This is a genomic window from Cryobacterium flavum, assembly GCF_900103805.1.
GTDB classification, from domain to species: domain Bacteria; phylum Actinomycetota; class Actinomycetes; order Actinomycetales; family Microbacteriaceae; genus Cryobacterium; species Cryobacterium flavum.
Genome location: NZ_FNIB01000010.1, coordinates 52,286 through 73,878, shown reverse-complemented (window position 1 = coordinate 73,878; position 21,593 = coordinate 52,286). Strand labels below are relative to the sequence as shown.

General features: G+C 67.2%; 20 protein-coding genes. 8 read left to right on the top strand and 12 right to left on the bottom strand.

The window, feature by feature from the left end; all coding sequences use genetic code 11:
• Window positions 1-49: 49 nt before the first annotated feature.
• The 7 genes from BLS91_RS14740 to BLS91_RS14710 form a co-directional block, all read right to left on the bottom strand.
• The gene (locus BLS91_RS14740; protein ID WP_092341509.1) at window positions 50-1,186 is read right to left on the bottom strand and encodes a cysteine desulfurase family protein; all 1,137 of its coding nucleotides are present in this window, start codon (window positions 1,184-1,186) and stop codon (window positions 50-52) included.
• A 3-nt stretch (window positions 1,187-1,189) separates the two neighbouring features.
• Window positions 1,190-2,068: a carboxylating nicotinate-nucleotide diphosphorylase gene (gene nadC / locus BLS91_RS14735; RefSeq protein ID WP_092341508.1), complete on the bottom strand. Its 879-nt coding sequence runs from the start codon at window positions 2,066-2,068 to the stop codon at window positions 1,190-1,192.
• Complete coding sequence (nadB, locus tag BLS91_RS14730) at window positions 2,062-3,723, bottom strand: L-aspartate oxidase (RefSeq protein WP_092341507.1); 1,662 nt, start codon at window positions 3,721-3,723, stop codon at window positions 2,062-2,064. Before nadB ends, nadC begins: the two co-directional genes overlap by 7 nt.
• Window positions 3,723-5,033, bottom strand: a complete 1,311-nt coding sequence (gene nadA / locus BLS91_RS14725) for a quinolinate synthase NadA (RefSeq protein ID WP_092341506.1) — start codon at window positions 5,031-5,033, stop codon at window positions 3,723-3,725. The genes nadB and nadA overlap by 1 nt, the downstream gene beginning before the upstream one ends.
• A gap of 37 nt (window positions 5,034-5,070) precedes the next feature.
• Window positions 5,071-5,787: an NUDIX hydrolase gene (locus tag BLS91_RS14720; protein WP_369827300.1), complete on the bottom strand. Its 717-nt coding sequence runs from the start codon at window positions 5,785-5,787 to the stop codon at window positions 5,071-5,073.
• A 91-nt stretch (window positions 5,788-5,878) separates the two neighbouring features.
• Complete coding sequence (locus tag BLS91_RS14715) at window positions 5,879-6,643, bottom strand: polyprenol monophosphomannose synthase (RefSeq protein WP_198412786.1); 765 nt, start codon at window positions 6,641-6,643, stop codon at window positions 5,879-5,881.
• A gap of 4 nt (window positions 6,644-6,647) precedes the next feature.
• Window positions 6,648-8,195: a glycosyltransferase family 39 protein gene (locus BLS91_RS14710; RefSeq protein ID WP_134505247.1), complete on the bottom strand. Its 1,548-nt coding sequence runs from the start codon at window positions 8,193-8,195 to the stop codon at window positions 6,648-6,650.
• 129 nt (window positions 8,196-8,324) lie between these two features.
• Here BLS91_RS14710 and BLS91_RS14705 point away from each other — a divergent pair, with 129 nt between their 5' ends.
• Window positions 8,325-9,200: a carbon-nitrogen hydrolase family protein gene (locus BLS91_RS14705; RefSeq protein WP_092341504.1), complete on the top strand. Its 876-nt coding sequence runs from the start codon at window positions 8,325-8,327 to the stop codon at window positions 9,198-9,200.
• Here the strand turns inward: BLS91_RS14705 and BLS91_RS14700 are convergent.
• Together BLS91_RS14700 and BLS91_RS14695 are read right to left on the bottom strand one after the other, a co-directional pair.
• Window positions 9,187-9,579, bottom strand: coding sequence for a DUF7882 family protein (locus BLS91_RS14700; RefSeq protein ID WP_241983101.1), 393 nt, complete (start codon window positions 9,577-9,579; stop codon window positions 9,187-9,189). The genes BLS91_RS14705 and BLS91_RS14700 overlap by 14 nt on opposite strands.
• 142 nt (window positions 9,580-9,721) lie before the next feature.
• On the bottom strand, window positions 9,722-10,819 hold the full coding sequence (locus BLS91_RS14695) for an alpha/beta fold hydrolase (RefSeq protein WP_134505246.1): 1,098 nt from the start codon (window positions 10,817-10,819) through the stop codon (window positions 9,722-9,724).
• A gap of 194 nt (window positions 10,820-11,013) precedes the next feature.
• On the opposite strand from BLS91_RS14695, the gene BLS91_RS14690 reads away from it, so the two are divergent.
• Window positions 11,014-12,087, top strand: a complete 1,074-nt coding sequence (locus BLS91_RS14690) for an alkene reductase (RefSeq protein ID WP_092341502.1) — start codon at window positions 11,014-11,016, stop codon at window positions 12,085-12,087.
• Window positions 12,088-12,204: 117 nt separating this feature from the next.
• On the opposite strand, the gene BLS91_RS14685 is transcribed toward BLS91_RS14690, so the two are convergent.
• Window positions 12,205-13,404 carry an aminotransferase class I/II-fold pyridoxal phosphate-dependent enzyme gene (locus BLS91_RS14685; protein WP_092341544.1) on the bottom strand — a complete coding sequence of 400 codons (1,200 nt, stop codon included), beginning with the start codon at window positions 13,402-13,404 and terminating at the stop codon, window positions 12,205-12,207.
• Window positions 13,405-13,551: 147 nt separating this feature from the next.
• On the opposite strand from BLS91_RS14685, the gene BLS91_RS14680 reads away from it, so the two are divergent.
• From BLS91_RS14680 to BLS91_RS14660, 5 genes are all read left to right on the top strand, one after another.
• A complete protein-coding gene (locus BLS91_RS14680) occupies window positions 13,552-15,243 on the top strand; it encodes a S1C family serine protease (RefSeq protein ID WP_092341501.1) in 1,692 nt (563 codons plus the stop codon).
• A gap of 139 nt (window positions 15,244-15,382) precedes the next feature.
• Window positions 15,383-16,438 carry a glycosyltransferase family 2 protein gene (locus BLS91_RS14675; RefSeq protein WP_369827299.1) on the top strand — a complete coding sequence of 352 codons (1,056 nt, stop codon included), beginning with the start codon at window positions 15,383-15,385 and terminating at the stop codon, window positions 16,436-16,438.
• A 4-nt stretch (window positions 16,439-16,442) separates the two neighbouring features.
• Window positions 16,443-17,267, top strand: coding sequence for a CDP-alcohol phosphatidyltransferase family protein (locus BLS91_RS14670; protein WP_092341500.1), 825 nt, complete (start codon window positions 16,443-16,445; stop codon window positions 17,265-17,267).
• A complete protein-coding gene (locus tag BLS91_RS14665; protein ID WP_092341499.1) occupies window positions 17,254-18,141 on the top strand; it encodes a glycosyltransferase family 2 protein in 888 nt (295 codons plus the stop codon). Before BLS91_RS14670 ends, BLS91_RS14665 begins: the two co-directional genes overlap by 14 nt.
• Before the next feature lie 19 nt (window positions 18,142-18,160).
• Window positions 18,161-19,435, top strand: a complete 1,275-nt coding sequence (locus BLS91_RS14660) for a CDP-glycerol glycerophosphotransferase family protein (RefSeq protein WP_092341498.1) — start codon at window positions 18,161-18,163, stop codon at window positions 19,433-19,435.
• A gap of 92 nt (window positions 19,436-19,527) precedes the next feature.
• Here the strand turns inward: BLS91_RS14660 and BLS91_RS14655 are convergent, their stop codons facing one another.
• Entirely contained in the window at window positions 19,528-20,373 is an 846-nt protein-coding gene (locus BLS91_RS14655; RefSeq protein ID WP_369827292.1) for a hypothetical protein, read from the bottom strand.
• A 150-nt stretch (window positions 20,374-20,523) separates the two neighbouring features.
• On the opposite strand from BLS91_RS14655, the gene BLS91_RS14650 reads away from it, so the two are divergent.
• A complete protein-coding gene (locus BLS91_RS14650; RefSeq protein WP_092341497.1) occupies window positions 20,524-20,838 on the top strand; it encodes a helix-turn-helix domain-containing protein in 315 nt (104 codons plus the stop codon).
• Window positions 20,839-20,840: 2 nt separating this feature from the next.
• Here BLS91_RS14650 and BLS91_RS14645 read toward each other — a convergent pair whose 3' ends face one another.
• A complete protein-coding gene (locus tag BLS91_RS14645; protein ID WP_174774971.1) occupies window positions 20,841-21,584 on the bottom strand; it encodes an ABC transporter ATP-binding protein in 744 nt (247 codons plus the stop codon).
• Between the last annotated feature and the right edge of the window lie 9 nt (window positions 21,585-21,593).

The following is a 21,593-nucleotide window of genomic DNA, read 5'->3' as shown; positions in this document are numbered from 1 at the left end:
CTAGTTGTCATGACATTATCAGGTCATAGCGACGCTGTCAGGAGGCGGGTCAGGCACCGAGGCTGGCGACCGCAGCGACCGCTGCACGAACGGATGCCGCCGCCTCGACCGCGTCCGCCGCGCTCGTGCCAACACCCAGCGCGAACCGCACCGCAGTGTGAGCGACCTCGGCCGTGAGGCCCATGGCCGTGAGAACGTGCGAGGGCTCGCTGCTGCCGGCCGCGCAGGCGGACCCACTCGAACAGACAATGCCGTGCTGCTCAAGCTCGAGCAGCACCGCCTCGCCGCTCGTGCCCGGGAATACGAACGACGCGGTGCCCGGCAGCCGTTCAGTGGCGTGGCCGGTGAGCCGGGCCGAGGGCGTGTCGCGCAGCACGGTGCTGATGAACTCGTCGCGAAGAGTGCTGGTGCGGGCGGCGGCGAGTACGCGCTCCTCACCGGCCAGGCGCAGGGCGACGGCGAGGGCGACCGCTCCGGCGACGTTCTCGGTGCCGCTGCGTTTGCCGCGCTCCTGGCCGCCGCCGTGCAGCAGCGGTTCGATCGGAAGGCGTCCGCGCAGAAAAACCGCGCCGATGCCGGGGGGAGCGCCGAGCTTGTGGCCGGAGAGGCTCAGCGCGTCCACGCCGAGTGTGGTCACGTTCAGGTCGAGCCAACCGCCGGCCTGCACCGCGTCGGTGTGGAACGGCACACCCTGCGCGACAGCGGCCAGTTCGGCCACGGGCTGCACGGTACCGACCTCATTATTGGCGTAGTGCACCGAGACCAGGGTCGTGTCGGAACGGAGCGCGCGGGCCAGGTCGGCGGGGTCGACGCGGCCGGCGGCATCCACTGGTAGCAGGGTGATCTCGAAACCGTGCAGCCGCCGCAGGTAGTCGCAGGAGTCGAGCACAGCCTCGTGCTCGATCGGAGTGGTCACGATGTGGCGGCCGCGCGGGGCGCCGAGGGCAACGCCCTTGATCGCGAGATTGTCGCTTTCGGTGCCGCCGCTGGTGAACGTGACCTCGCCGGGCCGGCAGCCGAGCGAGGCGGCGACGCTGCGGCGCGCCTCCAGCAGGGCGGCAGCGGCGGCCTCACCGACCTGGTGGTGGCTCGATGGATTGCCGAAGCCGCTTGTGAGGTGCGGCCACATGGCCTCGAGGGCCTCGCGGCGCACCGGGGTCGTCGCGGCGTTATCCAGGTAAATCATGGGTCAGAGAGCAAACCCAGCCGGCGTGTTCACCCGAATGGCCACGTCGAGGCCGAGGTCGAGCGAGTGCACGCTGTGCGTGAGTGCTCCGACCGAGATGACATCGACACCGGATGCCGCAATGTCGCGTACGGTCTCGAGCGATACTCCGCCGCTGGCTTCGACGATGGCGCGACCGGCGACCTGCTGCACGCCCGTACGCAGGTCTTCCGGGCTGAAATTGTCGAGCATGATCGTGTCGATGCCCGCAGCGAGCACGCCTTCGATCTGGTCCAGCCGGTCGACCTCTACCTCGAAGTGGGTGGTGTGCGAGAGACGAGCGCGAACGGCACGCAGTGCCTCGGTGAGGCCGAGCGGCCCGGCGGCGAGGATGGCGAGGTGGTTGTCCTTGGCCATCACCGTGTCGGACAGGCTGAACCGGTGGTTGTGGCCGCCGCCGTCGCGCACGGCCGCGCGTTCCAGGGCGCGGAGGCCCGGCGTGGTCTTGCGGGTGTCGACGATGCGGGCCTTGGTGCCGGCCGTCTCGGCGACGTACCGGGCGGTCAGGGTGGCGATTCCGCTCATCCGCTGCACGAAGTTGAGCCCGATACGTTCAGCCTGCAGGATGCCGCGGGCCGGGCCGGTCACCTCGGCCAGCGTGGCGCCGGCGACGAAGTGGTCACCGTCGGCGACGAACTGGCGTACCTCGATGCGGGGGTCGGTGAGGGCGAAGGCGGCGGTGAACACGGCACTGCCGCTGTACACGCCGGGTTCGCGGGCTTCGAGCCTGGCCGTCGCGACGGCATCCTCGGGGATGAGCACGGCCGAGGTGAGGTCGCCCCAGGGGGCGTCTTCGTCGAGGGCGGCTTGCACGACAACGTTGATGGAGTGATTGCTTAGCATGCGATGGCCTCCTGGGCCGGAACGAGTTCGAGTGATTGCGGGCGTGACTGGGAGCTGCGTGCTTGCGAGACTGAGCGGGCCAATTCGGGCCGGGTCTCGGCGAAGTCGGAGCGGTAGTGCGCGCCGCGCGACTCCTCGCGGGCGAGGGCGGCGGTCACGAGCAGGCGGCCAAGGTCGAGCAGGTTGCGGTCTTCGAGGGCGGCGACCGCGGTGCTGGCGGGGTCGGGGGCTGTCCACTCGGCGAGGTTGGCGGCGGCTGCGGCCAGGCCGGCGCCGGAGCGGTGGACCCCGGCGGAGTGCCAGAGGAGTTGCTGGAGTGTTGTGCGGTCGACCAGCGTTGCTCGATCGGCTGACGGTGATCCTATGGCGGTCTCGACGGGCTCGACCGACGGGTGGGAGAGATCCGCAGAGCGGATCGCCTTGTCGAAATGGTGTGAGAAGGCAGAGACCGGCGAGTGGGCGTGACCTTCCGAGCCGGTGGGCCAGGACTGGTCCAGCGCGCGCACCGCGCGGTCGGCGAAGACGGCGGCCTCGAGCAGCGAGTTGGAGGCGAGCCGGTTGGCACCGTGCGCCCCGGTGCGGGCAACCTCGCCGACGGCGAACAGGCCGGGCCGGGTGGTGCGAGCCCAGGTATCCGTTTCGACGCCGCCCATCCAGTAGTGCGCGGCCGGGGCCACCGGAATGGCTTCGACCGCCCAGTCCAGGCCCGCGGCACGGCAGGCGGCAGTGATAGTGGGGAACCGGTTTTCGAGCAGCTCGCGGCCGAGCGCGGTCGCGTCGAACAACACCGGGGCGCCGCCCTGCCGTTCCATCTGGCGGGCGATGGCCCGGGCGACGACGTCGCGTGGGGCGAGTTCGGCGTCGGGGTGCTCGGCCAGCATGAAGCGCTCGCCGAGCTGATTTCTGAGCACGGCGCCTTCACCGCGCACCGCCTCCGAGACGAGCGGCGTGCCGGGCACCGCGAGGGCGGTGGGGTGAAACTGGTAGAACTCCAGATCGGTAACGGATGCCCCGGCCCGCCACGCCGCCGCCACGCCGTCCCCGGTGGCGACCGCGGGGTTGGTGGTGTGCGTATAGAGGGCGCCGGCACCGCCGGTGGCGAGAATCACGGCGTCGGCTTCGAGCGAGCGCTGCACGCCGTCGGGGCCGAGTACCCGGGCGCCGCTCGCTGCGCCGGCGTCGTCGACCAGCAGGTCGACCAGCATGGTGTGTTCCCATACCTCGATCGCGGCCCGGCGCCGAACGGTCGCGACGAGCGCCGCTTCGACCGCGGCGCCGGTGGCGTCACCGCCGGCGTGCACGACCCGGGAGCGCGAGTGTGCAGCTTCCAGTCCGCGAGCCACCCCGGATTCGTCGCGGTCGAAGTCCACGCCGAACCGAATGAGGTCGCGCACCCGCGCCGGTCCCTCTTCGCAGAGCACTCGCACCGCAGCCGGGTCGCACAGTCCGGCGCCGGCGCGCAGCGTGTCGAGCGCGTGGGCGTCCACCGAGTCGTCACGAAACAGGGCAGCGGCGATGCCGCCTTGCGCGTACCGGGTATTACTCTCCGGCAGCACCGACTTGGTGACGAGCACCACGCGGTGCCCGGCATCCGCTGCGCGCACAGCGGCCAGCAGGCCGCCGAGGCCGCTCCCGATGACGAGAACGGATGACATCAGGCGCCGACCAGAACCGGCGGCCGGGCCGCCAGCATCCGCTCGAGGGCCACCCGGGCGTTACCGGCGACATCGGAGGCCACCGTGATCTGGTTGAGAACTTCGCCCGGTGCCTCGCCGCCGCCGACGAGCGCTTCGAGCACCCAGGCCAGGTAGCCGGCGTGGATGCGGTACATGGTGGAGCAGGGGCAGATCACCGGGTCGAGGCAGAAAATCTCGTGCTCGGGGTGCTGGGCAGCCAGCCGGTTCACGAGGTTGATCTCGGTGCCGATCGCGAAGGTCGTGCCGGCGGGGGCCGCGGCGATGGCTTTCGCGATGAAGTCGGTGGAACCGGCCGAGTCGGCAGCGTCGACGACCGCCATCGGGCATTCCGGGTGCACCAAGACCCGCACGCCGGGGTGATCGGCGCGGGCGGCGTCGATCTGCGGCACGGTGAAGCGGCGGTGCACGCTGCAGAAACCGTGCCAGAGCACGACCCGGGCTTCGTCGAGTTCGGCAGCCGTGTTGCCGCCGAGCGGTTTGGTCGGGTTCCACATCGGCATCTGCTCCAGGGGCACGCCCATGGCCTTGGCGGTGTTGCGACCGAGGTGCTGGTCGGGGAAGAACAAAACGCGCTGGCCGCGCTCGAACGCCCACTCCAGCACGGTCTTGGCGTTCGACGAGGTGCAGACGATGCCGCCGTGCTCGCCGCAGAAGCCCTTGAGCGCGGCGGAGGAATTCATGTAGGTGACCGGAATCACCGGAACCCGGCCGGAGGCATCCGCCCCGATGCCGTACAGCTCCTCGAGCTGTTCCCAGCACTCGGTGACCGAGTCGATGTCGGCCATGTCTGCCATGGAGCAGCCGGCAGCCAGGTTCGGCAGAATCACGGCCTGATCGGGCCCGGAGAGTAGGTCGGCGGTTTCAGCCATGAAGTGCACGCCGCAGAATACGATCGCGGCCGCGTCGGGGCGGCTCTGCGTGGCCTGGGCGAGCTGAAAGCTGTCGCCCACAAAATCGGCGTGCCGCAGCACCTCATCGCGCTGGTAGAAATGGCCGAGAATCACGACCGAGTCGCCGAGCACGTTCTTGGCCTCGACGATGCGGGCGCTGAGTTCCTCGGGTGAGGCGGTGCGGTAGCGCTCCGGCAGGGCGCCCTGACGGGGGGATCCGGCCGGAATCACGTCGCCCATCGAGGAGCCGGGGCCGTAACCGGGGGTGCCGGCGTCGAATTCCCACGGCGCAGTCGCCAGATCGGGACTGCACGTGCTGCCGGCGGCTTTGCCGGTGCCGATGAGACGAATGGTGGTCTCGACCGAAGGAATAGTCATGGTCGTGCTCCTTGAGAATGAAGAGGGGTGGGGGGAGTTAGCGGGTTGGTCCCGGCGGGTCGTGCTCGTTGGCCCGATCGTCGTACCGGTAAAGCCGTGCGGGCCGGTGGCGGGCACCCGCCACGTGCTGATCGGTGCTGATCAGGGTGCCGCTCGACTCCATCGAGCGACGAAAGTTGGCCGGGTCGAGCGCCTTCTGAAGCACGGCCTCGTGCACGTCGCGCAGCTGGGCGAGGGTGAAAGTGTCGCCGAGAAAGGCGTGCGCGATGCGGGCGTATTCGACCTTCGTGCGCAGCCGCCAGAGGGCGTATTCCACGATGCGGTTGTGGTCGAACGCCAGCGGCGGCAGCTGGTCCGCGGCAAACCAACGAACGTTTTCACCAACGGATGCTCGCTCCGCGACCTCCGAACGCACCAGCGCCCAGTACACGACGGAGACCACGCGAAGGCCGGGGGAGCGGTCGATATCGCCGAACGTGTACAACTGCTCCAGGTAGCGCGGCGACAGGTCCGTGGTTTCGCGCAGGGTGCGACCGGCAGCGGCTGCGAGCTCTTCGTCGGCCGGCAGCCATCCGCCGGGCAGCGCCCAGAGATCTCGGTGCGGGTCGCGGGTGCGGCGCACGAGCGGGAGCCAGAGTGTCTTCAGGCCCGACTCGTCGTCGGGGCGCAGGGCGAAGATCACGGTCGAAACCGCCAGGGTCGCCTGCGCGCTGCCGCGTTCCAGCAGGCTCTTCTCGGTCAGGTGGTGCTCCAGCACGGGGATCCAGTCGTAAAGGTCAGTGTGACTTTAACTGCTGGATCCATCATATAGTCAAATTGACTCAAACACCCGAAATGTTTCCGATTCAGGCTCCGCGTGCGGCCGCGGCGGCCTCCCGCGCGCCGGACCGGCTGATGCCCATTCCGGTCACGCCCCACAGAGTGACCCGAGCCATCGCCTCAATGGCGATGCGTGGACTCATCTTCGACGATCCGCGTACCCGCTCGACGAAGGTGATCGGCACCTCGACGACGCGCAGGTTGGCGCGCACCGCGTGCAGCAGCATCTCAATCTGAAAGCAGTAGCCGAGGCTGTCGACGCTCGAGAGGTCCATACGCTCGAGTGCCCTGGCCGAGTAAACCCGGTAACCGCCGGTGGCGTCGCGCTGCGGCAGCCGCAGCAGCAGACGGGAATACCAGGAGCCGCCGCGGGAGAGTGCGCGCCGGTGCCAGGGCCAATTCTCGATGGCCCCGCCGGGAACCCAGCGTGAGCCCATCACGACGTCAGCCGTGACGGCGGCATCGAGCAGCGTGGCGAGTTGCTCCGGCAGGTGGGAGCCGTCCGCGTCGAGCTGCACCAACCGGGTATAGCCGCGGCCGAGGCCCCAGCCGAAGCCGTCGAGGTACGCCGCGCCGAGGCCGGTCTTCTCGGTGCGGTGCAGCACGTGAACGCTGGAATCCCGAGCCGCGATCGCGTCGGCGAGGGTGCCGGTGCCGTCGGGCGAAGCGTCGTCGACGACCAAAATGTGCACCTCGGGCACACTGGAGCGCAGTCGATCCACGATCGAGGCGATGTTTTCGGCCTCGTTATAGGTCGGTACGAGTACCAGCGTGTTGGTGGTGGTGGGCACGACGTTACCTCGTCATTTCGATGATGCGGGTGCGGTTGACCAGTGTCGTGTCGGCGACGCGGAAACCCTGGAGTTGAAGCGTGTGGACATCCGTTTCTTTCCGCGAATCTGCACTCCCCGAGTATTGCAGCAGCCACACCGTGTTGAGGTTCACTACGCTCGGCAGCACGTCGGTCAGAGGTGCGACCTCGTCCCACAGCCAGGTCGTGTCAGCGTACGGGCGGGTCAGGGTCACGTCGCGCAGTCCGGCGAAAGCGTTGGGGTAGAGATGCATAGCTAGCCGGGGCAGGCGTGACGGGCGCACGCTCTGGTCGAAGACCACGCCGTCGTCCGGCGTTGCCCGGGCGGCGATGATGTCGGCTGCCTGGCGCCAGTCACTGCCCTCATTCTTGCCGTAGTCACCGCGTTGCACCGCATAGGCGGGCACGATCACGGCCACGAGGGCCAGGACACTCGCGACGCGCAACCAATTGCTGGCCAGTGCCGCCACGCCCACGGCGATCACAATGCCCACCGCCGGAGCGCAGAGCGAGAGGTAGCGCAACGAATACATCGGCGCGATCAGGTGGGTGCCGATGAGCAGAATCGCGCTCGGCACCAGCATCCAGGCCAGAAAAATCGTCAGTCCCGTGCGGCGCGGCAGGCCGGCCGAAAGAGGCCTGCCGGGGCGGCGCAGGAATACCGCGATCACAGCCACGAGAATGAGCGACCAGGCCATGATCGCCACCGGAATGGTGTCGAACCACTGCATGACGGCCGCTTCGCTCACGCTGACCTGGGGTCGTCGGCCGATGAACGCGATTTGTTCCCGCTGCGCTGAGCCCGCCAGCACTATCGGGGCGGCCAGCAGCAGCCCGATCGCGCTGGCGCCGACCCAGAAGAAAACGCTGCGCCACAGCGGATGCCGGCCGCCAAGAACGAGGACCGCCACCGCGTGTACCGGCAGCAGCAGCGCCAGGAACAGGAAGACGTAGATGCCGAGCGCGAGCAGCACGGAATAGGAACCCCAGAGCAGGATCTGCCGGCGCCGACTCCCGGCGCTGCTTCGGACAGCGTGCACGAGAAGCACGGTCAGCCAGACCCCGATGGCCGTGGCGATGGCGGTGGATCGCGCCTCGGAGCCCATATAGGTCACCCGCGGAATGATCGCGAAGACCAGTCCGCCGGCGATGGCAACCCGAGACCCCATGAAGAATCGCGCCAGAACCACCGTTCCCGCAGCCGCGACGCCGATCGCGATCGCGCTCGGCAGCCGGGTGGCGAGCTCGGACGCACCGAACAGGTCGATCCAGCCGTGCAGAAACAGGTAGTAGAGGCCGTGCACGGCATCGACGTTCTCGAGCATGCCGAACAGCGAGGGGAGCGATCGTTCGGCCGACATGACGCTGGCCGCCTCATCGCCCCAATACGACGGCTGCCAGGACCAGGCGAACGATACCAAAAAGGTCACGAGGCCCACGAGACCCGCCGACCAGGCGGGTGAAAGCCGTCGCCACAGGCGTCGTCCGGGCACCGGAGGGGCCACGAGATGCGGAGCGATAACGGAAGTCACCCTATGAACTTACCCAGCAAATGTTAACGGGAGCCTTCGATAACCCCTCAGTTGACTGCGAAGATCAAACCTTTCGCCGGTTGGCATCGGTATCGGCATGCTGATCGAGCGGCCAGCTAGGCTTTCGCCATGACTCCAGGCGCCGCAACGCATGAATCCGCAACGATCGATTCCGATGCGGTCGGCGTGGCCGTTGCCCAGTTCGCCCCTGGGCCAGATCGGGCGCTTAACCTCGGCACCATGCGGCAGCTGGCCGAAACGGCCGCCGGTCGTGGCGCCCAGCTCGTCGTTTTTCCCGAGTACTCGGCATTCTTCGAACCGAAACTCGGACCGTCGTTTGTGGCGGCCGCCGAACCGCTCGACGGAGAATTCGTGACCGCGCTGGCCGCGCTCGCCGCCGAACTCGGCATCCACATCGTGGCCGGCATGCTCGAAACGACCGTGGACCCGGCCAGGTTCTCGAACACGCTCGTCACTCTCGATGACACCGGGCACCTCGTGGCGACCTACCGCAAGCTGCACCTGTACGACGCGTTCGGCGACCGTGAATCGGAGTGGGTGCTGCCCGGCACCGTGACCGACCCCGAGACCTTCGATGTCGGCGGCCTGCGGGTGGGGCTGCAGACCTGCTACGACATCCGCTTTCCCGAGGTCACGCGTCGACTCGTCGACGCGGGAGTCACCCTCGTGCTCGTGCCGTCGGAGTGGGTGCGTGGCCCGCTCAAAGAACACCACTGGCGTACCCTGCTGACGGCCCGGGCGCTGGAGAACACCGTTTTTGTGGCGGCCGCCGATCAGACCCCGCCGATCGGCGTTGGTACCAGCCTCATCATTGACCCGATGGGCGTTGCGCTGGTCAGCCTCGGCGAGGCAGCGGATGTCGCCGTCGCGTACCTCACACCGGCCAGAGTCACCGCCGTGCGCGCTATCAATCCGGCCCTCGCACTCCGACGCTTCACCGTCGTGCCGCGCGAAGCGGCACCTATGAGAATCAGCGTTCGGTGACGCTGGCCTTGGTCGCGCGGGTCTGCGCGGCCGCTCGAATGCCGATGGCCGGTTCTAGCTTCGGGGTCGCATTGGTGTCAACGGCGGCGCTTTCTTCCGCGGTTACCACGAGCCCCTGCGAGCTGTTGGCCGAGCGGGTCAGCTGGGCGACCCAGTTCGGGTTGATGCTCGGTGCGTGGCCGCCGGCAAACTTGAAATAGAGCGGAATCGCCGGGTGCAGCCAGGCAGAGCTGCGGCCGTCGCCGACGACGGCGGCATCACGCCAGGACAACAGAAAACTTTCGCCGCGGCGAAGCTTTTGAATGATTACGAGCTGCAGGTGTGCCAGCATGCGATCTTCGAATTCCACGACGACACGGTCGTACGTGAGAGAACCCATGATTGCCACTTCCATTTCGCTGCGATCGGTTGCGCTCACTGAGAGCCGGGAGCCGGAACGAATGAAAGCGAAGAATGCACTTTGGAATTGAACCGGGCACTGCTAATAACCGTCCTCCGTTTGGGGGGTAAATGCAAGGTTTTCAGGAAGTGCCCAGCTGACTCGAAGTCGATACGATCGGTAGTGGGGCCGCGAATTCGAGCCGCAGCAGCACCTCGAGCGGGCGCTCGATCTGACCGAAATGCCCGGCGCTGGCGATCGTGCTGATCACGCACTGCGGCACGACCGAACGGAGCTTTCGGTCGTCCTGGGCCGTGACGAACACGTCTCGGTCGCCGTGCACGGAGCGCACCGGGCAGCTGATCTGCGCCCAGCTTGCGGAGGCGTCGTAGGCGCCGGCACGGGTCGCCGCCAGCACGAAACCGGCCGGCCGCATCTCGGCGCCGAGGGCGGCGACCACGCTTGCATCGACGGCTTGGCCGTACCGAAACAGTGGAGCCACCAGGAAGCGCAGCAGGCCGAAGCGCGTGACCGCCCGTACCAGGTCGCGGCCGAGCGGGCCAGCGAGTTGCAGCATCCGCATGGTCTGGAACAGCGCTGAGAAAGCAGGCAGCGCAAAGAACCGGCGAACTGGGTGCCGAACGCTGTCCTGGACCGAAAACGAGGTGGCCGAGACCAGGCCGACGGATGCCGTGGCGCGCGTTTCGCTCGCCGCCAGCGCCAGTGCGATGAACCCGCCCATGGAGTGACCCACAACGTTCCAGCGTTCGTAGCCGAGGGAGCGCGCCAGGTCGGCGACCAGCTCGGCCATCGACTCGAGGCCGAGCGTCGAACGGTCGGCCGGAAGTGGCGAGTCACCCCACCCCGGCAGGTCGGGGATGATGAGATCGGTCAGGTCGCGGGCGGTCGCATCGGCGGCCTGAAGCAGGGGTGTCCAGGTGGTCCATGACCCGGCGGCGCCGTGCAGCAGGATGGTCGCGGTCGTACTCGCGCTGCGGCGTCCGTGCCGTACCGTGACCGTTCCGCCCCTAAGCCGCATGGAACTCGTGGTGAGGCCGAAGTGGCGGGCATCCGAGTCGAGCGGGAACGGGCTGTAGCCCAGCGCGGTGGCCGGTGGTGCCGGTTTTGGCCGGGCGGGAACGTGGGGGCCGGGGCGCGGACCGGGCTTCGGTGAGTCCAGAGCGCAGAGCGGTGACACGGCGTGGTTTCGGATCGCTGGTCGGGACATCAAGATGCTCATGGTGGTAGTTCGGTGCCGCAGACCAACCGGATTGCCCGCCTGGCCATCCAACTGCACGCGGCCGTCCAGCCAATTGACAGGCAGGAATATCGCGCGCCTGTGGCCCGTTGCTGCCTACGGGCACCCAGGATCCACCTAGTGCCCCCAACGAACGTGTCCGGTCTGATTGCCGGCTGATTGTGAAAGAAGTGCCCGTGAATCTCTTTTCTCCGCTGAACCTGGGCGACCTCGAACTCCCCAACCGTCTCGTTATGGCGCCGCTGACCCGCATCCGCTCCGGCCAGTCCGGTGTGCCCGGAGACCTGGTCGCCCTGCACTACACGCAGCGCGCCTCGCTCGGCCTGATCGTGAGTGAGGGCACCTACCCGAGCCACGCCGGCCAGGGCTTCCCCGGCCAGCCCGGGCTGGTCGAGCCGGAACAGTTGGCCGGCTGGAAAGCCGTCACCGACTCGGTGCACGCCGCCGGCGGTCGCATCGTCGCCCAGGTCATGCACGCCGGCCGGGTCACTCACGAGGCCACGAACGGCGGCTTCCCCGTCGTCGCGCCGAGCGCCATCGCCATCAATGGCACCACCCGCACCTACGACGGCAAGCAGGCTTACCCGGTGCCGCACGCGCTGACGGCCGAGGAACTGCCCGGCATCATCGCCGAGTTCGTGCTCGCCTCGCAGAACGCCATCGCGGCCGGATTCGACGGCGTTGAACTGCACGGCGCCAACGGCTACCTGCTGCACGAGTTCTTGTCACCGGCCTCCAACGTGCGCGACGACTCCTGGGGCGGTTCACCCGAACGACGCGCCAGGTTCGTCATCGATGTCGTGACCGCCGTCGCCGCGGCGATCGGCGCCGACAAGGTGGGCCTCCGCATCTCACCGGAACACAACATTCAGGACGCGCTCGAAACGGATGCCACCGACCTCGCGGCCACCTATGGTGCCCTCGTCGACGGTCTGGCTCCGCTCGGCCTGGCCTACCTCAGCGTGCTGCACGCCGACCCGCGCGGAGAATTCGTGCAGAACCTGCGCATCCGCTTCGGCGGCGTGTTCCTGGTCAACAGCGGATTCGGCGCCATCACCGCGCGCGACGAAGCCCTGGCCCTGGTGCGGGACGACGTGGCCGACGCTGTGGTCGTGGGGCGCGCCGCCATCGCGAACCCCGACCTGGTGCATCGCTGGCAGAACGACCTTCCCGTGAACGACCCCAACCCGCTCACCTACTACGCCGACGGTGCCGAGGGCTACACCGACTACCCCGCTCTAGCGTCGTAACCCCGCGTCACCCCCACTCATGCGCTGGGGTGCATAACTCCTGCAATTCCTATGCCGTCAGCGAAAGTTCCGTGTCATTGCGGCGTTCAGAACCCGGTGTCGCAGAAATTGCAGGAGTTATGAACGGGAGAGGGCCGCCAGCTGGGCCGAGGCCTGCTCGAGCAGGGGCTCCTTCTTGCAGTAAGCGAAACGCACCAGGGGCGCGTACTCGGCCCGGTTGCCGGGGGAGCAGAACGCGGCTATCGGCACCGCGACCACCCCGGCCAGCCCGGGCAGCTTTCGGCACAGCTCGGTGCCATCGGTGAAGCCGAGCGGTGTCGCATCCGCCACGATGAAATACGAGCCCTGCGGCACACTGATTTCAAAACCGGCCGCCCGCAAACCGGGCGCCAGCACATCACGTTTGGCCTTCATATCGGCGGCGATTCCATCGAAGTACGCATCGGGCAGGCCGAGCCCCACGGCGATCGCCGGCTGGAACGGCGCCGCGTTCACGTAGGTGAGAAACTGCTTGACCGCGAGAATCGCCGTGACGATGGCGGCCGGCGCACTCAGCCAGCCCACCTTCCAGCCGGTGAGGCTGAACGTCTTGCCGCCCGAGGAGATGGTGACCGTGCGTTCCCACGCTCCCGGCAGGGTCGCGATCGGGATGTGCGGCGCGCCAAAGGTCAGGTGTTCGTAGACCTCATCGGTGACCACGAGTGCGTTGTGCTGGTTGGCGAGCTCCACGATCAGCTCGAGCGTTTCGCGGGGAAAGACCGCTCCGGTGGGATTGTGCGGATCGTTCACGATGATCAGCCGGGTGCGGTCGGTGACCGCGTCCCGCAGCGCGTCCAGGTCCGGCTGAAAATCGGGGGCACGCAGCGGCACGGTGCGATGGATGCCTCCGCCCAAGCCGATCAGACCGCCATACGCGTCGTAAAAGGGCTCAAAGGTGACGACCTCGTCTCCGGGCTCGATCAGTGCCAGAATCGTCGCGGCGAGAGCCTCGGTCGCTCCCGCAGTCGCCAGGATTTCGCTTCCCGCGTCGAGAGTCAGTCCGTAGAACCGCTGCTGGTGCCGGGCGATCGCCTCGAGCAGAATCGGCTGGCCTCGGCCCGGCGGGTACTGGTTCACTCCGTCGCTGATCGCTTGGCGGGCCGCCTCGAGCACCACGGCCGGCCCGTCTTCATCAGGAAAGCCCTGTCCGAGGTTGATCGCACCGGTGCGCGCGGCGAGAGCGCTCATCTCGGCGAAGATGCTCGCCGCAACGCTGCCGTCCGCGGCGAGAAGTCCGGCACCTCTGGCTGTGCGTTGCCAGGCGCCGGAAATGGTCAGGGCTGGTTCGACCCGTGAAGAGTGCTGCATGGTTTCCAAACTATCGCCTCGGCAACGTCTCGGCTTGATCATTGAATGCTCTCAGTGTGTACATATCGAACGTTCAGGTTTGGGCGCAAAGCTGGCAACGCTTGGAAGGAGCACCCGATGACTGACAACACCAATGATTCCGGCACCACCCCCGACAGGTCCGATGATGCCGCCGCTTTTGAAGTGAATGATTCCGGCGAGGCTACCCCGCCCAGCACACCACCGACGGTGCCACCGACCGACGTACCGGCCGCGCCCTCGGCCCCTACTGCGCCGCCATCGAACGCCGTACCGGTCGTTGCAGCACCGAGCCAGCCGGCAGCATCCGTTTCACCGGAGCCCGTCGTGAACGCATCCGCCGAGAACCGGCCCGCAGACAACGTCCCCGCTGACAGCTCTCCCGCCGCCAACCAAACGGTTGCCTACCCCACGGATTCCGACCCGACGGATGCCTTCGGTCGCCCGATCGAGACCCCGACAGCGTCGTCCTCCGCCTACGCCCCGAACGCCGTACCCCAGGCCTATGCGACAGCAGACTCCTACCCGACGGATGCCTATCCCAGCCAGCCCTTCGCCGCTAAGACCAAGGAATCCGGTCGCCGCAAGGGTAGTGTCGCGCTGATCGCGGCCCTCGCCATTGGTGCGCTCGTCGGCGGTTCGTCCGGCGCCGGCATTACCGCCCTCATGATGAACGGCCAGAACAACGGTGTACCCGTCAGCCAGGCCTCCGGCCCGAGCAACGTCGTGGTGAACAACACCAAGAGCGTCAACCAGATCACCGCCGTCGCGGCCAAGGCCTCGCCGAGCGTCGTGACCATCGACGTGTCCAGCAGTTCAGCGGGCGGAACCGGCTCCGGCGTCATTCTCACCGACGACGGCTACGTGCTCACCAACACCCACGTGGTCACCCTCGACGGCGCAGCCTCCGATGTGAAAATCGAGGTCAAGAGCAACGACGGCAAGCTCTACGCCGCGACCCTGGTCGGCACCGACCCCATTTCCGACCTCGCCGTGATCAAACTGACCGACGCGAGCGGTCTCACTCCCATGACCTGGGGCGATTCCTCCGAGCTCAACGTCGGTGACAGCGCCATCGCCATCGGCGCCCCGCTCGGCCTCTCCGGCACGGTCACCGACGGCATCGTCAGCGCTTTGAATCGCAGCATCACCGTCGCGAGCTCGGCCGCCCCCACCTCGCCAGACACCACAACGCCCGACGAAGGCCAAAGCCAGAACCCGTTCTTCTTCGACTTTCCGAACCAGGACGGCACCCCGTCGCAGGGCTCGCAGGCCGCCACCGCCAGCATTGCGCTCCCGGTGATTCAAACGGATGCCGCCATCAACCCCGGCAACTCCGGCGGCGCGTTGCTCAACGGCAGCGGTGAACTGGTCGGCATCAACGTGGCCATAGCGAGCGCCGGCAGCACCACCTCCTCGTCGGCCGCCGGCAGCATCGGCGTCGGGTTCTCCATCCCGTCGAACTTCGCCAAGCGCATCTCCGACGAGATCATCGCCAACGGAAAGGCCACCCACGGCCTGCTCGGTGCGAGCGTGAAGGACGCGTCCAGTTCGACCAGCAGCACGGTTGGTGCGCTCATCAGCGAGGTCACCTCCGGTGGCGCCGCTGCCAAGGCCGGTCTGGCCGCCGACGATGTCATCACCAACTTCAACGGTGTGCCGATCACGGACTCGATCGACCTCACCGCGCAGGTGCGGGTGCTCCCGGCCGGCGGCAGCGCCGATCTCACCTACGTGCGGGACGGCAAGTCGATCACCGTCTCGGTCACGGTCGGCGAGCTCTCAAGCTAACCGCTCGCTTCTGTTCCTTCCCACATCGCGTCGCCGGCTCGCCGGCGGCGCGATGTGTTTGTCAGTGGGTGCGTACCACCGGGCGCACGGCCATTTCGTGGGCTGGTAGGCTCGATCGTCCTACCCAATAACCGGAAAGCTGGCCAGCCAGGTGCACCAACGTGGTACGGGTCTTCTTCCCGGGGTGTCGTATGTGATGCCCGTTCTCAACGAGGCGACGCACGTGCGAGCCGCCGTCGAAAGCCTGCTCGCCCAGGACTACCAGGGAACGTTCGAAGTCACTCTGGCGCTCGGACCGAGCATTGACGGCACGACCGAACTGGTCGAGGAAATGGCCGCCGTTGACGCGCGCATTCGGGTCGTAGCCAACGAGGTCGGATCAACTCCGGCCGGCCTGAACATCGCCATCCGTGCCTCCCAGTACGCGGTGGTCATCCGCGTCGACGCGCACTCCGTGCTGCCTCCTGAGTACGCCCGCATCGCCGTCGAGACCCTCGTACGTACCGGAGCAGACAATGTCGGCGGCATCATGGATGCCCGCGGCATCAGCGCATTCGAGCGCGCAGTGGCCCGCGCTTACGGCACCCGGATCGGGCTCGGTGGCACACCGCATCACGTTGGCGGGGCGGAAGGCGTCGCCGAAACGGTGTACCTCGGCTGCTTTCGCACCGAGAGCATCCTGAACGTCGGCCTGTTCGACGAGGGCGTCAAACGGGGCCAGGACTGGGACCTGAACCGTCGCCTCCGCGAAGCAGGCGGCACGGTCTGGTTCACCCCGAAACTGCGTGTGCTCTATCGCCCGCGGCCGACCCTGGCCCAGCTGGCCCGGCAGATGCTCTCGACCGGGCTCTGGCGCGGTGAGCTGGCCAGGCGGTATCCGGCGGCCAACGGCATCCGCTATTTCGTGCCGCCGGCGATGGTGCTGGGAGTGGCACTCGGACTGCTCCTGGGCATCGTCGGCGTGGTGCAGGCCGCCCTCGGTGCGGCGCCGTGGCTGCTGCTGGGCCTGATCGTTCCCGCCGGGTATCTGCTCATCGTGGTCGCTGCGACGCTCGCAGTTGCCCGGCCGGACGGATTTCGTGCGTCCCTCAATTTTCTCGTAGTCTTACCCTGCATTCACTTCTGCTGGGGGATCGGGTTCGTGCTCGGTTACCTGAAACTCACCAGCAATATCACGGCACACACGGGAAGGTGAGCAGATGACCAGTTCGCCGAATATCGCCCGCGACCCCGCTGTCAGGCCGGAGTCGATCGCGCATCTGCGCGCTGTCGCCCAGCCGCCGGAGGTGCGCCTGCGCGCCAACGCTGAGCACTGGACGGCGAGCCTATACCTGCGCGACCTGTCGCCGTACCTCACCTGGATGCTGCTGAAGACGCGTATCTCCGCTAACGGTGTGACCGCGCTGATGATCCTGGCCGGCTGGTCGACCGCTGCGGCCCTGCTGATCCCCGGAATCTGGGGGGCGCTACTCGCTCTCGCACTCAGCCAGGTGCAGATGCTCATCGACTGCTGCGACGGCGAGGTGGCGAGGTGGCGCGGTACTTCCTCGCCGGCCGGGGTGTTCCTGGACAAGGTTGGGCACTACTCCACCGAGTCGCTCATTCCCATCGCGCTTGGCATTCGGGCGGCCGCCTACCCGTTCGAATCGCCCGACGACTTTCTCTGGACCAGCCTGGCGCTGCTGCTCGCCCTGATCATCGTGCTGAACAAGGCGCTCAACGACATGGTGCACGTCGCCCGCTCCAATGCCGGCCTGACCAAGCTCGCCGATACCCACGGTGAGAAGACGCCCACCTCGAGCCTGATCGCCCGGGTGCGCCGGCTGGCCCGCTTCGTACCATTCCACCGGCTGTACCACTCGGTCGAACTGACCATGGTGATCTTCGCCGCGGCCGTGATCGGGTTGTTCGTCGGGCAGCCGCTCGTCGACCGGGCCGTGCTGGCCGTTCTGGTTCCCCTCGCTTTCTTGTCACTCATCGGGCATTTCGTGGCCATCATGGCGTCCAAACGTGTCCGTTCCTAACGAGGCCGTCCCGACGGTCGGTGTTGTCGTGCTCACGCAGGGCACCCGTCCGGTCGACCTCGACCGGGGCATCCGCTCGGTGCTGGCACAGCAGGGCGTGACGCTCGACGTGGTCTGTGTCGGCAACGGCTGGCAGCCGACCGAGCTGCCGGCCGGCGTGCAGACGCTCGGGCTCCCCAGCAACCTCGGCATTCCGGCCGGCCGCAACCGGGGGGTGTCGCGCGTCACCGGCGAGTACCTGTTTTTTCTCGACGACGATGCCAGCATTCCCGACCCGAATTTTCTGATCGAGGCGATCGGCAAGCTGCGCTCCGACCCGACGATCGGGCTGCTGCAGCCCCGCGTCGAAGACCCGGCCGGAATCGAATCGCCGCGGCGGTGGATTCCCCGCATCCGTAAGGGTGAAGCGACCACGCCCGGACCGGTGTTCTCGGTCTGGGAGGGGGCTGTGCTGCTGCCGCGCGCGGTTTTCGACGCGACCGGCGGCTGGGCCGAACCGTTTTTCTACGCCCATGAAGGAATTGAACTGGCCTGGCGGGTCTGGGACCAGGGCCGGGTCGCCTGGTATGCCGGCGACCTGGTCGCCAACCACCCGGTGATACTGCCCACCAGGCACGCCGACTACTACCGGCTGAACGCCCGCAACCGGGTCTGGCTGGCCCGCCGCAATCTGCCCGCCCTGTTGGTACCTCTGTACGTGGGCTCGTGGACGGCCATTCAGGTGCTGCGCTGGGCGCCCCGCAACCGGCCGGCGCTGCGCGCCTGGTTCGGCGGCTGGCGCGAAGGGTGGCAGAGCGATCCGGGGCCGCGGCATCCGCTCCGAGCCCGCACGGTCTGGCGGATGACCCGCGCCGGACGCCCGCCGATCATTTAACGGAAGGTAGTCTTGTTCGGTGGTAATTCGGAAAGACGTCAGGCGTGCAGTCAAACTGTTCAAGGATGTTGTGGCCTCCCGCAAGGCCCAACACAGACTCCAGGGTCCGCTGAAGGCGCGCGAGCTGCGCGAAGATAATCACTTCAAGATCGCCGTTTACTTTGCCGACGGGCCGGTCAACATGTACCAGATGCGGCAGTGGTACCAGCCGCTCGCCACACTCGCCAAGACCTGGCCGGTGCTCCTGCTCAGCCGTACCGGTGGCGGCACCCTCAAGCTCATGGATGAGTCACCGGTTCCCGTTGCCTATGTGCGCACGGTTCCACAGCTCGAGCAGATTGTGGCCGAGCAGGACATTCGCATCGTGTTCTACGTCAACCAGAACCCGCGCAACTTCCAGATGATGCGCTACGGGCGCTGCTGGCACGTTTTCATCAACCACGGTGAGAGCGACAAGATGTACATGATCACCAATCAGTTCAAGGCTTACGACTATTCCTTCGTCGCCGGGGACGCCGCTCTCGCCCGGCTGGACCGAGTGCTCTGGGACTACGACTTCGACAAGCGCGCCATCAAGATCGGGCGACCCCAGGCCGACTACTTCAGTGGTGAACTGCCGTACACTCCAGATGAACGCCAGGTCGTGCTGTACGCCCCCACCTGGGAGGGCGACCGGGGCGCTGCCGCCTACGGGTCAGTCGCGACCCACGGGGTCGCCCTGGTCACCGCCCTGTTGGCTACCGGCACCCACCGGGTCATCTACCGGCCGCACCCGCGCAGCGGTGTCGTCGACCACACCTACGGTGCCGCCAACAAGAGCATCATCGCCGCCATCGCTTCGGCCAACGCCCGCAACCCGCACGCGCAGCACGTCTACGACGCGGGCCCTGACCTCGGCTGGCAACTGGCCGCAGCGGATGTCGCCATCGTCGACATCTCCGCCATGGTCTACGACCGACTCGCCACCGGTAAGCCGCTCATCATCACCCGTCCGGTGAACCCGACGGCCGTGATCGACACCAGCGGGTATCTCTCGGACTGCGAGTGGTTGCACGCCGAGAACGCCGCCGGCATCGCGGCTGCCGTCGAACGGCTCACGCACGATGAGGCTGTGGTGGAACGCCTGCAGGGGTGGGTGCAGCGCTACTTCGGCGACACCACGCCGGGCGTCGCGACGGAGCGACTGCACGCGGCCGTTGCGCACCTGATGGAGGAGTGGGATCGGTTCGCGGCCGTGCACGACGCTGATATCGCGATTGTGCCCGACCCGGCGTCGATTCCCGACGCCGAGTAGTGAAGCGACGCGGCCAGGTGCTGCACGCGCGCGTGGCAGGCCGGCAGCGCGAGCATCCGCTCACAGCGCGTGCAGCAGTCGGGCGCGCGACGCTACGTGGCTGAGGGATCCGTCGGCCACGAAGCGGATGCCGGCGGCGCGGTCGGCACGGCGGCCACCGACCTGCCCCGTCGCGTTTCGCGTACCGTGATCTCGCGCACCCGGGGCTCCAGATCCGGCTGAAAACCGGCCGGTGCCGGGCCGAAGGCGAGGCGTGAGGCGTGCATGACCTTGTTGCCCAGAATGTGGTTTCCGGCACCGCCGATCACGGCTCCGATGCCAAACGGCAGGGCCTTGCCGAGCAGGCTGGCGCTGCCGCGGGTGGCGAACTGGCGCAGAAAAGCACTCTTGAGCCGGTCGGTCAGCGGGCCGAGTATTGCGCGGGGCAGGCTGTTGGTGATGAGCTCACCCCAGTAGGTGTTTCGTGCGGTTCCCGCGCCGGTCACCTGCCCGGCGAGCTGCCGCACCAGATCGCTGCCCTCACGGCCGAGCATCATGGTCATGACGAGGGCGCGGGCTCGCTCCGGGTCTTCGACCGCGATGCCGTGTACCTCGCTCACCGACTGGGTGAACAGCGCGGTCGCCTCGAGAAAGCCGGCGGTCTCCACTCCAGACAGGGCGAGCGTGATGCCGGTGCCGACGCCGGGGATGACCGCGGTGGCGCCCACAGCCGCGCCGCCGGCCGTGACGGCTGCCAGATAGCGTTTTTCCAGAATGCGCACGATCTGCTCGGGGGAGGCGTAGGGATTGCGCCGTCGGATGCTGCGAATATGGGCGAGCACAACCGGTCGGTGAACGGCCAGAACCCGATCGAAGCCCCTGACGAACCCGTTCGGCAGCGCGCCGCCCTGTGGAGTACCGCCGGTCGACGACAGCATCGGTGTGCTCTTCCTGGCCATTGCTCGCTCTCCTCGGTTGCGTCTCGTTGAGTGTACGTGGTGCAGAGGGGCGCGCGTTGGACGCGCGGGCGGGCGCCGAACTACAAATACTATGTTTCGCCAAATGTCCACCCGCTAGTCAAGAGTCCTCTGTGCCACTACAACTGAGGAATGCTTGAGCCCAAATCAGAAGCCTCCCGACTGCTCGGCCTCCGCCTGCGGGAGCGCCGCCTGGCGCTCGGGCTCAATCAGGAGTCCGTCGCTCTGCTCGCCGGACTCAACGTTTCGAATTACGCCCGCATCGACCGGGGTCACGGCAACCCGACGATGTACACTCTTATTCGGCTGGCGGCCGTGCTGCAACTCGAATTGAGTGAGCTCGTGACCGGTCTAGCAGTTGAGCAGCTACCGCCGACTCGCGACGCCTACATCGCGATCGACTTTCGTCGTTCCCAGGAAGCTCTCGCGACTCGGCGACTTGGGTAGGGTCAGGCTGCAGGCTTGACGCCGTAGTCGGTGTTATAGCGAGCGAGCACGTCGGTGATCGGCCCGTCGAGCACCAAGTCCCCCTTGTCGAGGTAGAGACCGCGGGTGCAAAATCGCCGCAGATCGCGTTCATTGTGCGAGACGATGAACAGGGTGCGACCACCCGCGAGAAGTTCTTCGATGCGGCGATAGCATTTCTCCCGAAAAGCCTTGTCGCCCACGGCCAACACCTCGTCGACCAGCAGAATGGGTTCTTCGAGCCGGGAGATCACCGCGAAGGCGATGCGCACCTTCATCCCGCTCGACAAATGCTTGTACGGGGTGTCGATGAAATCGGCGATCTCGGCGAATTCGATGATCTCGTCAAAGCGTGCGGCGATCTGCTTGCGGGTCATGCCGTGCAGGCCCGCGGTCAGATACACGTTGTCGCGCACGCTGAGGTCGTCGACAAACCCGCCGGTGATTTCGATCAGCGGCGCGACGCCCTCGATCACGTGCACCGTACCCGTGTCGGGCAGCACAACGCCGGTGACGAGTTTGAGCAGGGTGGACTTGCCCTGCCCGTTACGCCCGACGACACCGATGGCTTCGCCCGGTTGCACGCTGAAGGTGACGTGCTGCAGGGCCCAGAATTCGCCCGGCCGGCTGCGGCGTTTGCTGGCGCCGAAGAGATCCTTGAAATTGCGACGTCCGCGCCGATTCCTGCGAAAGCGGATGCCGACATCCTGTAGCGAGATCACCGGCATTCCTGGAAT

Excerpts from the sequence above, each read along its gene's own strand:
- BLS91_RS14740 (WP_092341509.1), bottom strand. The coding sequence starts at position 1,186 with ATGATTTACCTGGATAACGCCGCGACGACCCCGGTGCGCCGCGAGGCC.
- nadC (WP_092341508.1), bottom strand. The coding sequence starts at position 2,068 with ATGCTAAGCAATCACTCCATCAACGTTGTCGTGCAAGCCGCCCTCGAC.
- nadB (WP_092341507.1), bottom strand. The coding sequence starts at position 3,723 with ATGTCATCCGTTCTCGTCATCGGGAGCGGCCTCGGCGGCCTGCTGGCC.
- nadA (WP_092341506.1), bottom strand. The coding sequence starts at position 5,033 with ATGACTATTCCTTCGGTCGAGACCACCATTCGTCTCATCGGCACCGGC.
- BLS91_RS14705 (WP_092341504.1), top strand. The coding sequence starts at position 8,325 with ATGACTCCAGGCGCCGCAACGCATGAATCCGCAACGATCGATTCCGAT.
- BLS91_RS14700 (WP_241983101.1), bottom strand. The coding sequence starts at position 9,579 with ATGGGTTCTCTCACGTACGACCGTGTCGTCGTGGAATTCGAAGATCGC.
- BLS91_RS14695 (WP_134505246.1), bottom strand. The coding sequence starts at position 10,819 with ATGAGCATCTTGATGTCCCGACCAGCGATCCGAAACCACGCCGTGTCA.
- BLS91_RS14680 (WP_092341501.1), top strand. The coding sequence starts at position 13,552 with ATGACTGACAACACCAATGATTCCGGCACCACCCCCGACAGGTCCGAT.
- BLS91_RS14670 (WP_092341500.1), top strand. The coding sequence starts at position 16,443 with ATGACCAGTTCGCCGAATATCGCCCGCGACCCCGCTGTCAGGCCGGAG.
- BLS91_RS14655 (WP_369827292.1), bottom strand. The coding sequence starts at position 20,373 with ATGGCCAGGAAGAGCACACCGATGCTGTCGTCGACCGGCGGTACTCCA.
- BLS91_RS14650 (WP_092341497.1), top strand. The coding sequence starts at position 20,524 with ATGCTTGAGCCCAAATCAGAAGCCTCCCGACTGCTCGGCCTCCGCCTG.
- BLS91_RS14645 (WP_174774971.1), bottom strand. The coding sequence starts at position 21,584 with ATGCCGGTGATCTCGCTACAGGATGTCGGCATCCGCTTTCGCAGGAAT.